Source organism: Fodinisporobacter ferrooxydans (genome assembly GCF_022818495.1).
GTDB lineage: Bacteria > Bacillota > Bacilli > Tumebacillales > MYW30-H2 > Fodinisporobacter > Fodinisporobacter ferrooxydans.
Genome location: NZ_CP089291.1, coordinates 1,566,965 through 1,581,628 on the forward strand (window position 1 = coordinate 1,566,965; position 14,664 = coordinate 1,581,628).

At 43.0% G+C, this 14,664-nt stretch carries 17 protein-coding genes; 14 read left to right on the forward strand and 3 right to left on the reverse strand.

Going from position 1 to position 14,664, the window contains the following annotated elements:
* The first annotated feature begins 53 nt into the window (after positions 1-53).
* Entirely contained in the window at positions 54-269 is a 216-nt protein-coding gene (locus LSG31_RS07390; RefSeq protein ID WP_347438728.1) for an SHOCT domain-containing protein, read from the forward strand.
* A gap of 134 nt (positions 270-403) precedes the next feature.
* Here the strand turns inward: LSG31_RS07390 and LSG31_RS07395 are convergent, their stop codons facing one another.
* Positions 404-1,120, reverse strand: a complete 717-nt coding sequence (locus tag LSG31_RS07395; RefSeq protein WP_347438729.1) for a cytochrome c biogenesis CcdA family protein — start codon at positions 1,118-1,120, stop codon at positions 404-406.
* A 238-nt stretch (positions 1,121-1,358) separates the two neighbouring features.
* Here LSG31_RS07395 and LSG31_RS07400 point away from each other — a divergent pair, with 238 nt between their 5' ends.
* The 4 genes from LSG31_RS07400 to LSG31_RS07415 all read left to right on the forward strand — a co-directional run bounded on the left by LSG31_RS07400 (position 1,359) and on the right by LSG31_RS07415 (position 3,598).
* Positions 1,359-2,297, forward strand: coding sequence for a F510_1955 family glycosylhydrolase (locus LSG31_RS07400; RefSeq protein WP_347438730.1), 939 nt, complete (start codon positions 1,359-1,361; stop codon positions 2,295-2,297).
* 74 nt (positions 2,298-2,371) lie between these two features.
* Complete coding sequence (locus LSG31_RS07405; RefSeq protein WP_347438731.1) at positions 2,372-2,908, forward strand: redoxin domain-containing protein; 537 nt, start codon at positions 2,372-2,374, stop codon at positions 2,906-2,908.
* 59 nt (positions 2,909-2,967) lie between these two features.
* The gene (locus LSG31_RS07410) at positions 2,968-3,300 is read left to right on the forward strand and encodes a metal-sensitive transcriptional regulator (protein WP_430734250.1); all 333 of its coding nucleotides are present in this window, start codon (positions 2,968-2,970) and stop codon (positions 3,298-3,300) included.
* 94 nt (positions 3,301-3,394) lie between these two features.
* Entirely contained in the window at positions 3,395-3,598 is a 204-nt protein-coding gene (locus LSG31_RS07415) for a cation transporter (RefSeq protein ID WP_347438732.1), read from the forward strand.
* A 365-nt stretch (positions 3,599-3,963) separates the two neighbouring features.
* Here LSG31_RS07415 and LSG31_RS07420 read toward each other — a convergent pair whose 3' ends face one another.
* On the reverse strand, positions 3,964-4,479 hold the full coding sequence (locus LSG31_RS07420; RefSeq protein ID WP_347438733.1) for a MogA/MoaB family molybdenum cofactor biosynthesis protein: 516 nt from the start codon (positions 4,477-4,479) through the stop codon (positions 3,964-3,966).
* Between the two features lie 305 nt (positions 4,480-4,784).
* Positions 4,785-5,252 carry a V4R domain-containing protein gene (locus LSG31_RS07425; protein WP_347438734.1) on the reverse strand — a complete coding sequence of 156 codons (468 nt, stop codon included), beginning with the start codon at positions 5,250-5,252 and terminating at the stop codon, positions 4,785-4,787.
* A gap of 243 nt (positions 5,253-5,495) precedes the next feature.
* Between LSG31_RS07425 and LSG31_RS07430 the strand changes: the two genes are divergently transcribed.
* From LSG31_RS07430 to LSG31_RS07470, 9 genes are all read left to right on the forward strand, one after another.
* Complete coding sequence (locus LSG31_RS07430) at positions 5,496-6,794, forward strand: hypothetical protein (protein WP_347438735.1); 1,299 nt, start codon at positions 5,496-5,498, stop codon at positions 6,792-6,794.
* Between the two features lie 114 nt (positions 6,795-6,908).
* On the forward strand, positions 6,909-7,373 hold the full coding sequence (locus LSG31_RS07435; protein WP_347438736.1) for a DUF2249 domain-containing protein: 465 nt from the start codon (positions 6,909-6,911) through the stop codon (positions 7,371-7,373).
* 27 nt (positions 7,374-7,400) lie between these two features.
* Positions 7,401-8,678, forward strand: a complete 1,278-nt coding sequence (locus LSG31_RS07440) for a hypothetical protein (RefSeq protein WP_347438737.1) — start codon at positions 7,401-7,403, stop codon at positions 8,676-8,678.
* The gene (locus tag LSG31_RS07445) at positions 8,674-8,970 is read left to right on the forward strand and encodes a metal-sulfur cluster assembly factor (RefSeq protein WP_347439459.1); all 297 of its coding nucleotides are present in this window, start codon (positions 8,674-8,676) and stop codon (positions 8,968-8,970) included. Before LSG31_RS07440 ends, LSG31_RS07445 begins: the two co-directional genes overlap by 5 nt.
* 22 nt (positions 8,971-8,992) lie before the next feature.
* Positions 8,993-9,700, forward strand: a complete 708-nt coding sequence (locus LSG31_RS07450; protein ID WP_347438738.1) for a Crp/Fnr family transcriptional regulator — start codon at positions 8,993-8,995, stop codon at positions 9,698-9,700.
* Positions 9,701-9,981: 281 nt separating this feature from the next.
* Entirely contained in the window at positions 9,982-10,941 is a 960-nt protein-coding gene (locus tag LSG31_RS07455) for a multicopper oxidase domain-containing protein (protein ID WP_430734270.1), read from the forward strand.
* Between the two features lie 243 nt (positions 10,942-11,184).
* Positions 11,185-11,421, forward strand: coding sequence for a DUF2249 domain-containing protein (locus tag LSG31_RS07460; RefSeq protein WP_347438740.1), 237 nt, complete (start codon positions 11,185-11,187; stop codon positions 11,419-11,421).
* A 41-nt stretch (positions 11,422-11,462) separates the two neighbouring features.
* A complete protein-coding gene (locus tag LSG31_RS07465) occupies positions 11,463-11,801 on the forward strand; it encodes a hypothetical protein (RefSeq protein WP_347438741.1) in 339 nt (112 codons plus the stop codon).
* A 199-nt stretch (positions 11,802-12,000) separates the two neighbouring features.
* Positions 12,001-14,334: a nitric-oxide reductase large subunit gene (locus LSG31_RS07470; protein WP_347438742.1), complete on the forward strand. Its 2,334-nt coding sequence runs from the start codon at positions 12,001-12,003 to the stop codon at positions 14,332-14,334.
* The last annotated feature ends 330 nt before the right edge of the window (positions 14,335-14,664 follow it).

Below are 14,664 nucleotides of genomic sequence, written 5' to 3' on the forward strand. Positions count from 1 at the left end.
AAGTTCTTCATATTCCTGTGTTACTGTATAAATAGGGAAAGGGGTGAGTGTGTATGATGTTAGGATATGGATTTGGAATGAGTTGGATTGGCATGTTAATTCAGCTTGTGGTGATTGTCGGGGTGATCTATTTAATCATTCATTGGATTAAAAAAGGCGACTCCAATGAAAGAGGGAATGATGCGATCCATATTTTGCGCCAACGGTTTGCCCGTGGCGAGATATCGGAAGAGGAATATGAGCGAATGTTGAGAGTGTTGAAGAAATAGTTCATAATCAAGCGGATGATTGCAGTTTGAAAATAGCAACAATTGGAATGCAGAATATATACGGAATATATACAGGGCTGGAATCGCTGATTTCAGCCCTGATTCAATTTCACGTATCAGCAAAATCCCGGGTTTTAAAATCCTGTAAACCCGCCAAACAGGCGAATCAGCCAGGAAGTGATCAAAGTCATTTGGTTAAAATACAACAAGATGCCCATAACTACCATAATGACTCCGCCAATCTTGCTGATCAGGCCGGAATACTTTCGCAGCCATTTGGTGGAGCCGAGAGTATACGCCAAGATAAGAAATGGAATGGCAAAGCCGAGAATATAAAATCCCATCAAAGTCATGCCGCTGACAGGTTGTGATGCGGCCAATATAAGTACGGAAGCCAGAATAGGGCCGATACATGGTGTCCAGCCGGCAGCAAAACTGATTCCTACGAATACGGCACCTAAGTAGCTTGCCGGTTTTGAACGAATTTGCCATTTTTTCTCTTTCATTAACACATCAATTTTTAATAGCCCCAGCAGAAACAGACCCATCGCGACAATAATCACACCGCCGATTTGGCTGATCAAGCTTCGATATTCAATAAAGAAGCGGCCGAGGTAGCTGGCAGACATTCCAAGTGCAAGGAATATGATCGAAAAGCCCAGCACAAAAAACAAAGAATGGATGACTGCACGACGCCTTGCATCATTGGAAACTCGTTGTTGTCCCGCTTGAAAAGATACACCGGAGATATAAGAAATATAGGATGGATACAAAGGCAAACAGCATGGTGAAACAAAGGATAACAACCCTGCCAAAAAAGCAATCCAGATCGTTGGGTTTGCGGAAGTCAATCGAGATATCCTCCCTTCTTTGAATGGAATTCTCAATACAAAACAAAATATCGAAAGAAATTTAGTACATATGTACTACAGATACCTATGTATGTATTGATTTATACTAATTCTTACATGCCGGAAAAAAATTCACAAGGGCTTTGACGATGAATTCATAACTTCTTCATAGTTGCCTGCTAATGTATATATGGCGCAATCTGGACAGAATATTCCTTTTTTCGGGAGGTAATCAAACATGCAGTTTTGGAATATGACAAAAGCCAAGAGAAGAGTTGCGGCATTTGGTGCCATAAGCATAATAGCTCTTGCACTGTCCGCATGTGGAAGCACACAACCGACTGCACAAAATGCACAGAAAGTTACACAAGATATCGAACACATTCACGGATTGGGGTATAGTGCAGATGGCCAAACACTGTACTTGGCCACACATCGGGGGTTGTTAAAATATCGCGGAGGAAGCTTTGGCCAGCCGCTTGGCAATGATGATCTCATGGGATTTTCGATGACTGCGAAAGCGATGTATGCCAGTGGCCATCCGGGAGACAATCGTTTCAAGAATCCCCTCGGACTTGTAAAACTTGACGGCCAGGGAAACGTAACGCCGCTTGCGTTTTACGGCAGCGGCGATTTTCATCATATGGCAGCAAGTTATAAGACGGGAACGATATATGTATATGCGGAAGAAGATATGAACGGGTTGAAAAAGGGCCTGAATTATACCCAAGACGGGGGCAAGACCTGGCATTCTGTTCTGGGAAAAGGGATTGACGGGGAGATTGAAAGTTTAGCCATTGCTCCCGACAAGGATGGAATTGTGGCGGTAGGGACTCCGAAAGGATTATTCATGTCGACAGATTACGGGAATCATTTTCAGCAGATGATAGAGCATCTCAATACAACGGGTCTGTCTTTTGATTTGAAAAATTCCAATACTTTATACATCGGCGGATATGATAAAACGCCGATTTTTGAAGCATATGATCGCGTCCGCAAACAAGCCCTATCGATCCCGTTGCCTTTTTCCGATGTAGACTCTGTCTTGTTTATTTCAGAAAATCCATCTGTCCATGGAGAACTTACAATCGGTACATATAAAACGAGAGTCTATCAATCTGCAAATTCAGGAAAACAATGGAATACTCTCATTGATAAAGGAATGATAAAAAAGTGAAAGTATAACAATCCGGAATACATCCAGCAGCACATGACAAAAGAAATCCAGGTTATAGATATGGGGGGGATTTCATGCATTCGCACCGGACGCGCTGGACGGTCATCCTGCTTATTTTCGTATTGGCGGTTGCAATAATGGCTTCCATTTATAAACAATTCAAACAAACAACTCCATTGGACGGATTAAATCCGGGCCAGGCAGCGCCAAACTTTGTCCTGCAGAATTTGCAGGGGAACGATGTATCATTGCAAGAGTTTAAAGGAAAAGTAGTGTTAATAAATATCTGGGCGAGTTGGTGCAAGCCTTGCAGGGATGAGATCCCGGGAATCGTGCAGACATATCAAGCATATAAAAATCAGGGATTTGTTGTTTTGGGAGTCAATTATAAAGAAAATCCGGTAACCGTGAAAGGGTTTATGGAGCAATTCCATATGAATTACCCTGTAGTATTTGACACAGACGGCAAAATGTCCGAAATGTACAAAGTGGGGCCGCTGCCGACGAGTTTCTTGGTGAATCGTAAGGGAATCATTGAAAAGGTAATAGTCGGGCAGATGTCTGAATCCTATTTGAAGCAGGCAATAGGAAACATGGTTAAGGAAAAATAAGCCTTGAATACATCTACGGGGTATAGTATAATATAAAGATTATGAAAGGAGGCGGAGAGATGGCAGTCGATATTATGCATCAATGTTCGGATGGGGATGACGGTGAAGTTTCGGTAAGATCGAGTCATCATTCGGAAAAGCTGAAAACCAATTTGACCAGCAGGCTGAATCGGATTGAAGGGCAGATTCGCGGCGTCAAAGGCATGATTGAGAAAAATGTGTATTGCGATGATATTTTGAATCAGATTTCGGCGATTCAATCCGCTCTGAATGCAGTTGGCAAATTGCTTTTAGAGAGCCATATGAAAAGTTGTGTAGTTGAGCGAATTCAGGAAGGGGACACGGAAGTACTTGATGAGTTGATGAAAACCATGAGCAAGCTTATCAAGTAGTCGACCGACTCAATGCCCAGATGCTTATGCAACTTAACTTAATAAAAATATCCAATATTGATACAAATGAACATGACAGGAGGATGGATTCATTATGTCTAACGTAGTTTTAAAAGTAGAGGGAATGTCCTGCAATCACTGTGTCAATGCTGTAGAAGGCGCATTGAAAAAATTGGGAGCGGAAGGAAAAGTAGATCTGCCAGGCAAGTCTGTAGCGATCCAATATGATGAATCCAAGGTCAATCTTGAGGCCATTAAAAGTGCGATTGAAGATCAGGGATACGATGTAGTCGGTTGATGTATTCAGCTAATGGTGTGTGAGCAGCGGTGGATGATTCATGTATCGTCATTCGCCGCTTGCACATATATTTTTAAAGTGTGTGTTCAAAAAGTGGTTAAGTAAGACACAAGGAGTGCGAAGCCGAAGCGCGAAAAGGCGACGGAGTGTACGTGTTTGGTACATGAGTAAGCCTTTTTGGGATTCGGCAAAGCAATCCGCCGTGGAGTTTTGACTACTTTTTGAACATCCTCTTATAGTAATAAAATGAGGATATTGCAGGTTAAACTAGTAAAAAGCTTCCAACCTATTTCGTTGAAAGCTTTTTGTATTTCTCCCACCCTATGTCCGCGACACATCTCTTCGATTCCTTTTTTCCTATACAATCATAAGCGATCTTTATTGATTTCCCGGATTACATGCGTCAGTTCCGGAAGGATCAGGCGATTCATGGCCAGTCGTACTGCACCTGTGGAGCCTGGCATGGAGAAAACCGCTTTCCCGTTGCAGACGCCGGCGATGGCGCGGCTGAGAATCGCTGCCGCACCAATATCCTCAGAAAAGCTCAAATAGCGAAACAGCTCGCCGAAGCCGGGCATTTCCTTATCCAGGCAGTCTTTCACCGCTTCGTATGTCGTATCCCGCATGGCAATGCCAGTGCCGCCGTTCAACAATATCCCGTCTATCCGCGAATCTGCCGCGATCTTCCGAATCAGCTCTTGAATGACAGAATATTCATCTTTGACGATCTGGTACGTTGTGATTGCATGACCGGCTTCCAGCAGCAATTGTTTGATCAACTGCCCGCTTTTGTCCGATTGCTCTGTTCTTGTATCAGAAACGGTTATAATCCCGCAGCGAACCGTCTTCGGCGCCGACTGACGGTGCTCCTCTACTGACATTGGGAATTCTCCTTTGGATGTTCACAGTCTTTGCAAACACCATAGACTTCAAATTTATGATCGATAATTTGAAAATCGTCCGCTTTACATTTCCAGGAATTCATTGGACAAACTTCAATCGCTTTTGTTTTTCCTCATTTTGTGCAGATCATATGGTGGTGATGCTTAGGACCCGGACAATGGAAGCGAAATTGTTTTTCACCTTTTGATTGTACCGTCACAATGTAAGCATAGCGAATATAACGGGAACGGTCAAATCAAAGAGATCTGCTCCTATTATATTTCAATTGCCTGTAGAAACGAATCTAGCCCAAGAATCGAACTTCGTATTCACAGCGCTCATCGCCGTTTACATTGCATTTTACTTCTTTCACGGATACTTTTTTGTTTAAAATCTTGCTTAAAGCTCCCTCGAATATGGCTCCTTCCAAATCACAGACCAGGTTGCCGGCATGTACAGGAAGTCCTTCGCAAAAGCAGTCTTCAATGGCAACGCGAAATCCTTTGCCGGTTTCTTCAATAACAGAAGGAATTCCGATCTTTAGCTGCTCGAATTTTTTTAACAATTCATTCACGGAGGTTGCTTCAATTTTCTCTCCGATGGTTCTGCCGATCGTCAGCGTAGTCGCTTTCCCATGCATGGGCAAACCTTCATACATGCCGATTAAACGAATCGCCCGGAACAATTCGAGGGGCACCTTGTCACCCAGTTTGTTTCGTTTTACCAAAGTCATGTCCTTAAAACTGAACGTCTCTTGTCCGATTATGCTCATGCCAATCTCCTCCTGAAGAAAAGGGAACTAATAAATGATCAATTCCCCTTTTCAAATAGATACTATGTATGGTTGCTTGTAAGTTTCAATCTTGAAGTAAGAATGCCACAGAATATTTATACAAGGAGTGATACCTGTCACAAAAAGAGAGGAATTTTGAATTATAATGAGGAAAATAACGGAATCCAATGGAAATTTAACGGAAATCCAATGACAATACAACAAGTGTAAGGTGGAATGAAAATGGCTTTTAAAACTTCTACGAAAAAAAGCTTGTCAGCAACTGTCTACTATATACTGACAGCGTTTCTCTTTATTTGGGTGGCACTTTTTCAAATTGGCAGAGTCTTGCCGCTATGGGCAAAAGGAATCACGACAGCACCTGTATCGTTGTTCACCATACATTTTACCATTCTGGGATTTATGCTGACGGCTGCATTTGGGGTCATGTACCAGTTTATCCCCATCGCATTCCAAGCTCCGCCCATTGGCAGACATGTTCTGTATTGGCATTTGCCGATTCACGCACTGGCTAGCGTAGTATTGTCAGTTGGTTTTTTGCGCTTTCAAATGCAGATGGTGATGATCGGAGGCATCTTTTTGCTATGCAACTCCATTGCTTATTTGACGGTTGTTTTGCAAAGCTACCGAAAAGCCAGGAATCAGACATTTGTTCATAAAGGCATGCTTCTTCCCATAGTCGCTGTTGTCGTTGTCATGATCTTTGGAATTTGGATGGCAGCCGGTTTGCCGGGGACTGGCCAAGCGCTCCTGGAAGCGCATATTTTTCTTGGTGCGTTTGTTTTCTGGAGCGGACTTGTGATTGTCTTATCGTATAAGTTGATACCGATGTTTACACTGAGCCACGGGTATAAAATTTCACAAAAGACGACGATATTTCTCTATTTTTTCAGTCTTGCTCTCATGATGATTGGCGATATTGCATTCCGTACAGGCCCACAGTTCTTGGGGCAAGTCATTATTATTCTGGGTGCGGTGCTTGGGATTGCCGCTTATATTCGCTTCACCGTCGACATTTATAAAATATTGCAAGCGAGAAAGCGCAAGTCGATCGTTTTGCCAATTCGATATTCGCTTGTTTCTACAGGTATTCTGATTCTTTCAGGAATCTTGGCTTTTCTTATGATCGCTTTTCAGCAAGCGCAATTCTTCTATGGCATTGGCTATGTCATGTTGTTTGGCGGATTTGTGCCATTGATATTTTCCTATGCGCAGAAAATTATCCCGTTTTTGTGGTATGAGTACCGTTTCAGCCATCGTCCGGAACGCAAACAAGCGCCGTTGATGGACGATATGGTGTCGCATTGGAGAGCCAAATGGTCGATGAATCTTTACTATTTGGGAGTATGTATCGGCCTCCTTCATTTTTTCATCCGATACGGGAATGGTGCCTATGTTCCGCAGTGGGTGGATTCGATTGCAGATCCGCTCAGCGGGATCTTGTCCATGGTTGCCGGTGTCCTGCTTTTCTCAGCCCTTGTGCGCGTATTGACAATCGGTGGACCGCGGCCAAAAGATTAGCCAACAACAAGTGATGTATCTCACAACATGTGATGCAAATTGATTGTATTCTAAGCTCAAGTTGAAACACAATATATTTTATGCAAACCATTCGGAGTATGGGAGGCGTTTCAAATGGATCAAAGAATTGTCGATCTGGATGTAAGAGACATTTTAAAGGCTAAGCTGGAGCCATTTCAAAAAATTATGGAAACGGTAGGAAGTCTGCAAGAAACAGACATCTTGCAATTGCATACCACATTTCGCCCGACGCCTTTATTGAAAGTATTGGGGAAAAAGGGATACAATCATGTAGTTTTGCAAATGGATAAAGAACATTTCATCATTCAATTTTATAAGGAATCATTTGATATGCCGGTTTTCCGTTTGAATAATTTAGGATTGGAGCCGCCGCAACCGATGATTCGGACATTGGAGATGCTGGACAATCAGAAAGAATTCCAGGAAGGGGAAGCGAGACTCGAAATCTGGAATGAGCGTGTTCCGGCGTTTTTGTTGCCGGAGTTGGATGAGCGGGGTTTTTCGTACAAAATAGTGGAAGAATCAGAAGGGGAAGTTCACGTACAGATTTTTCGCTAAACGTTGACCGACTAGGAAGTGAGCAGCATGAACAAAACAACAAGCCATTCACCGCCGTTTGCCCTGCCCATGCGCTACATTACATTAGGTGTAGTATTGTTCGGCTTGTTTGCATTACAGTTACTGGCTGAATCTTTATTTCATCCGTTTCAAATGGCACTGATGCCGTCTGTTGTGGCATTGACACATTTGTTGACACTCGGTGTATTGCTTTCGATCGTGACGGGAGCTGTTTACCAACTTACGACTGTCACGTTTTTGATTCCCATTCGAAATGTCGGACTTGCAGGCAAGAATTTCTGGATATATGGAATGGGCATTGTCGGTTTGTGGATCTCCATGGAGCAATGGTGGACGGTTGGATTGCTGATATTCGGAACTATAGTCACGATATCGATTTATATATTTGGCATCCTTGTCATGCTTTCCTTATCGAAATCGACAGTGAAAGGCATGATCCGCTGGTATATATGGTTCTCGATGATGTATTTGCTGCTGGCAGTCGCATTTGCATGGACGATGATCGCTTCCATTCAGTTTGGCATCGGCAGCCGTTTTTACATGGAATTGCTGGAAACCCATATTGTACTGGCGACAATCGGTTTCTTTACATGTTTGATTATCGGATTCAGTCTCAAACTTTTTCCGATGTTTACACTGGCACATGGCTTTTCGACTGCCAGACAACCCTATACATTTGGATTGTTGCAAGGCGGATTGGCACTCTTGATCATGGGAATTTGGCTGCATAGCCGCATTTTGCTGACCATTGGAGGAGTTGCCGCAGTTGCCGCATTTGTTAATCATGCGCTGGATTTGCGCGGCATGATCCAAAAACGTATGCGCAAGACGATGGAAACACCGATTCGTTATGTTGTTGTCGCAACGATTTTCGGATTGATCAGTTTTTGTGCCGTACTCGGGATTGCTTTGGCACATGGCGGCTTGACTCAGTGGCAAGGCATCATTGGGTTTTATATTCTTGGATGGATTGTATTGACCGTAATGGGATATGCATATAAAATTATTCCTTTTTTGATATGGAATCAGCGCTATGGTACAAAAGCGGGCAAAGAAAAAGTGCCGATGATGTCAGAGTTATTTGATTTAAAGAAAAGCCGCTGGGTATTCGGTCTGTTCGTTGCAGGATTATTTCTGTTTTCTTGCGGCATGGTTCTTGGATGGTATGGCTTGACAATGGCAGGGGGAAGCCTGTTGACAATTGGTATTGGATTATTTGTATGGCAAATGCTGCAAATTCTCAAACCATCACAATTATGGAAGGAGATATATTCCAATGATTGATTTAGAAAAAGTAAGAGAGCAGTTGCTGGAAGTATACGACCCGGAATTGGGGTTGAATGTTGTGGAATTAGGCTTGATCTATCATATGGAGGAAGTGGCGGATGGACAATTAGTCATTGATATGACATTGACAACACCCGGTTGTCCTATGCACGATACGATGAGTGAAGCTGTGGAATGGGCAGCCGGCCGAGTCGATGGTGTGGAAGATGTGCGTGTCAATGTGGTTTGGAATCCGCCGTGGACGCCAGCGCGTATGAATGACCAGGCCAGAGCGAAATTAGGTTTTTGATACCGGAGCCGAGGTGGGTTGCATGGTTCAATCACAACAATCAGAAGAATTGTTGCGAAAAATTTCTTTTTTTCGCGATTTAGAACGGACGGAACTGGAGAAAATTCAGCATTTGTTGATTCAGTGGGCCTATTCGGAAAAAATGAATATCTTTCTGCAAGGAGATCCACTGAAATATGTATATTTTATCATGCGTGGAAAAGTGAAGATCTTCCGTGCGGATGAACATGGAAGGGAGCAAATTGTAAATATTTTGCAGGAAGGCGACATGTTTCCGCACAAAGGATTTTTCCATACGGCAGAATACCCTGCGAACGCTGTCATGATTGAGCGGGGTATTCTGTTTGCTTTGCCGACAGCAAGCTTCCGCAACCTGCTGGAGACGAATCCGTCATTGTGCATCAGGCTTTTGGCGATTATGGAAGCGCGGTTGACGGAACTGCAAGACAGGCTGGAAGAAATCGTTTTGCATGATGTAGCGGAACAAATCATCTACATGTTGATGCGCCTTGCACAGCGGCATGGAGTTTCAGTCGGAGAGCGGATCTGGATTAACGTCCCTTTTACCAATCAGGAATTGGCCAATATGATTGGAACTTCCAGAGAAACTGTGAATCGTACGTTAAATCAGTTGAAAAAAATCGGGGCTTTGCGAATCACCACAGGCCATCATTTACTGCTTGATATGGAACTGCTGGAAAAACGGCTGCATGCAAAACCGATGCTTTAGGTGGAGTATTTTTGCTTATCCATTTGAGTTTTTCTCATGTAATTCAAGGTATATAGTTCAATTGAAGTAGTAAAAAACAACTATGCATGTGTGTTTTTTCATATTGTGGAAAAAAAGCGAACGAACGAAAAAATGTGAAAAATATCACTTGTTAATTCCTGCAATTGATTTAAAACAGAGATAAAGAAACAGTTTCTGAGATATATGCAGCAGTTGCTGGATTCTCGACACAATTGGAGGGATTGGCTGTGAAAAAATCAAATATTTTCTTTTCCGTACTAATGGCTGGTTCATTATTGGCAGGGTGTGGCATTCAGAGTGCACCACCGGATAAATCGGCGCCTGCGCCAACAGCGCAAACTGCTAAGGACACAAAAAATCCTCAGCAAGCTGTCAATCAACCGCCAACGCCGGTCGTTGTAAAACGCATTGGCGCACATGACGTACAGATCGAAATGACCGCACAGGAGACCGATGTTGAGATCGCACCAGGCGTCAAGTATCATTCCTGGAATTTTAACGGTACCGTTCCTGGCCCTGTGATCAAAGTCAAGCAAGGAGATACGATTCATTTTAAACTGAAAAATATGGACCCGAAAATCCCGCATAGCATGGATTTCCATGCCGTAACGGCAGCGCCCAATAAAGACTTTGCCAATGTTGCGCCAAATAAAGAAGGAGAATTCACGTATACAGCCGAAAATCCCGGCGTGTTCATGTACCACTGCGGCACCGCGCCGGTCCTGATGCATATTGCCAACGGCATGTATGGTACGATACTCGTGCAGCCAAAAGACGGCTACCCGACAGATAAGAGAATCAACAAGGAATTTGTCATTACGGAGTCAGAAGTCTACAAACAGAACGACTTCAATGATATGAAAAACGGTTCACCGTCGTATGTATTGTTCAACGGGAAAACAACAGAAGCAAACAAGCCGCTATATGCCAAAGTCGGCGATTGGGTCCGAATTTACTTCAACAATGTAGGGCCGAATGATGTAAGCAGTTTCCATGTCGTCGGAACCCAATTTGATACTGTGTATGTGGATGGCAATCCGCAAAATGTGCTCCATGGTTTGCAGTCGTATGCAGTACCCGCTTCCGGCGGATTGGTTGTGGAGTTTCAAGTGAAAAAAGAGGGGATTTACCCGATCGTTGACCATGAGTTCAGCAAAGCAACGAAAGGCGCGATCATGAAGCTGGTCGTCACGAAAGATGGAAATCCACCCCAACAGTAAAGAAAATCCGCTTCGCCAAAATTTTCGGCTTAAGACAAAAACTGCCCGGACGCCTATTGCCCTAGGCGTCTTTTTCAATGTAAGAAAATGATACTAAATTAGAACGTAATTAACAACAGAAATTCTCTAATAATTTTTGAAAGAATTTCAAAGATGTGAGAATCAGCACATCATACAATTGAAAAACTCGGTATCGTTAATCCTGTAAGACACATTCATTTCTATACGTTGGAGGTAATGATCATGAGTCAATATGCTGCTACAGTAAAAGCGATGGAGTATCCGCCGCAATTAAAGCACAAGGTGATTTTTCAAACATTTGAAAGTCTGCAGCCGAATGAGGAAATGTTATTGATCAACGACCATGACCCGGTTCCATTGCGCTATCAATTTGAACTTGAGCATCCTGGGAAATTCACCTGGGAATATGTTGAACGTGGTCCTAGTCTGTTTCAAGTGAAAATCGGGCGTGTAGAGTAGCGATTTTCATACAGCAATCCGATAAAAAAGGATGTTTGCCAATGGCTAATGTTGAAATTCTGGATGAAAACTCCGTATGTATTCATGTTGCGCTGGAAGATGCGGTGCAAATGGTCAAATGGGCGGCTGAAGATATCAAGGGATATGCCAGTGAGATCGTAACGATCAGTGAAAAAATGCCGGCATTTGATTTCATATACTTTTGTTTCTATGCATATGACAGTGCAAGGCTGTTCGAGCGGCTGTTGGGCGTTGATCCACGTCAATACACATCGTTCTCGCTGGATGCTCCGGATGCATTCTTTTATGCCTTGTATGGCGGAATGCAGGCGCTTTATGCGCAGGCTGTGCAATACGCAACTTCACCGCAGGAAAACTAAATCCCACGGATATTCACACACGCCGGATTCTTCTGTATCAACAGGATCCGGCGTGTGTTTTGTTTTGAAAACATCTATCAAACTCGTTTGTGAACAAACTTTGAACCCTGATTGTCATGTGCGAATTCTCACAATCAAGGTTCATGACTTCCAATATAGTTTTTATTGTTATAACAAACATATTAAGGGAGGTTTAAAAATGAGTCATGATGCTCAGCACGAACAAGGGTCAAAAACTCTAAAGCGAGTATTGCTGTCCGTAATCATTGTGAGTTTTCTTGTGCTGCTGGTAGGAGGTATATTTGTTTACAAAAACGAGGCTCCTATACCCAATATGGTTGGGACAAATGATCAAATTGTAACAACACATAATAATTTGATCAACGGACAAGAAACCTACCAGCAAACTGATTTGGCGGATTATGGTTCACTACTGGGGAACGGTACATTTTTTGGCCAGGATTTTACGTCAGAGACACTGAATATTGTTGCCGACAGCATGCGCAATTTTGATGCAAAACAACAGTATGGCAAATCGTATGCCCAATTGTCCAAGGAACAACAAGCAGCAATAGCTGATGCCGTTAAAAGTGAAATTCGTGTGAACCGCTATAATGCATCCGATAATACCTTAAAGTTGACAGCTTCACAGGTTTATGCGCTGGATCAGGTTCGGGCGCATTATGAGCAATTGTTTACGAAAGGCGATCCAGCTCGCGCATTGCCGAAGAGTATTTTTAAGGCGGCTAGCTCTACGTCGACGATAAAAAATTTGAGCGACTTTTTCTACTGGACATCCTGGATGTCATCTACCGATCGGCCAGGATCCAATTACTCTTATACAAACAACTGGCCATATTATCCGGCTGTAGGCAATGTCGAGTCCTTTTACGCAATATTCTGGAGTGGTATGAGCGCTGCATTCTTGGTACTGATGCTGGCAATCATTATTTGGGTTTATAATCACTTTAAATTTCAAATGGAAAGCAACTACAAATCGTTCCCGACTATTAATGTAAATGATATAAAAATTACTCCCAGCCAAAGAAAGACAGGAAAATATTTTGTCATTGTCTGCCTGGTATTCCTGTTTCAGACTTTGATGGGTGGATTGATGGCCCACTATTATGTGGAAGGTTCCGCATTCTACGGATTGCCGATATTAAAATGGCTTCCATATAACATTGCAAAAACGTGGCATTTGCAGTCAGCAGTGTTCTGGATCGCAACAGCTTGGCTTGGCATGGGGTTGTTTATTGCGCCGCTGGTCAATGGAAAAGAACCAAAAAGACAGGGATTTCTTGTCGACGTGCTATTTGCCGCACTGATTGTTGTCGTTGCCGGCAGTTATACCGGTGAGTGGCTTGGAGCCAAGGGTTTATTGGGCAAGGCATGGTTCTATTTTGGCAATGAAGGATGGAATTACCTGGAATTAGGGCGGTTTTGGGAAATTTTACTGATTGTTGGCCTGCTTCTATGGATGTATATCGTTTGGCGAGCATTACGCGTGCCATTGCGCAACGAAGCAGACAAAGGAGGACTTGTCCACCTATTATTTTATAGTGCATGGACAATTCCGGGATTCTTCGCTTTCTCTTTCTTGGTGAATCCTAGCTGGAACATAACGACGTCAGATTACTGGCGCTGGTGGGTCGTCCATCTATGGGTTGAAGGTGTGTTTGAAGTTTTTGCCGTTGTTGTGATTGGCTTTATGCTTGTTGCAATGGGTCTGGTGACAAAAAAATCAACAGTACGCGCTCTGTATTTTCAGATTATCATTTTAATGGGAAGCGGTATTATCGGTACCGGACACCATTATTATTGGATTGGCGATCCTGATATATGGATTGCTCTGGGTGCATGTTTTTCAGCCCTTGAAATTGTACCATTAACATTACTCGCCTCAGAGGCATACGACCAATATAAAATGCTGCGCGATGGCGGAAAAGATTTTCCATATAAAGCGCCATTTTGGTTTTTAATCTCAACGGCTGTCTGGAATCTGCTTGGAGCTGGTGTACTCGGATTCTTGATTAATCTGCCAGGAGTCAGTTTTTATGAGCACGGCTCTTTCTTGACGGCGGCACATGGCCATGGATCCATGATGGGTGTATACGGTATGCTGGCAATCGCTTTGGTGTTGTTTTCTATGCGCCAGATTGTTCAGTCTGACAAATACTGGTCTGAAAAATGGTTTAAGATGTCCGTATGGGGATTGAATATTGGTTTGGTGGGTATGATCGTAGTAACATTGTTCCCGATTGGTGTTGAGCAAATCAGATATACTGTTGAACATGGATTTTGGGCAGCCCGCAAGCTTGCGTTTTATCGTGAGCCTTTAATCTTTGCGCTTTTGTGGTTAAGAATTATCCCGGATTCCATATTCATCGTCTTCGGTGTACTTCCGTTAACATGGGGTGTCATAAAAGCGTTCTTGCATATGAAGCCAAGCCAGAAGGACGTCTTAGAAGCGCCAAAAGTATCATCGAGCGTTAAATCCGGCGTATCCAGTGTAAATGTTAAGGGAAATTAATTTCAGAACTAACACTTCAAAACGATAAAAAATCGAATATAGCGATCTGCTGAAACGCGCAGCACTCAAATAATGACGGAGTTCTGCGCTTTTTTTATTTCTGTAAATGAAAATCTGACAATTTATTGAATACCTATGCGTGTGTGAGGAACATCACATGTCAAAACAGAACCAACCGTTATATTTGGGTTGGCATTCCGTTTTGAATGGCTCGACAGTTTTATAGTTGCTTCTATATTTCATATCCAATTTCACACCTACTTTAACTTTAGTCATTTTGACTGATTCGCCCCTTTTAAAACCCTCATAAAAATCATCCATGACAGTCCT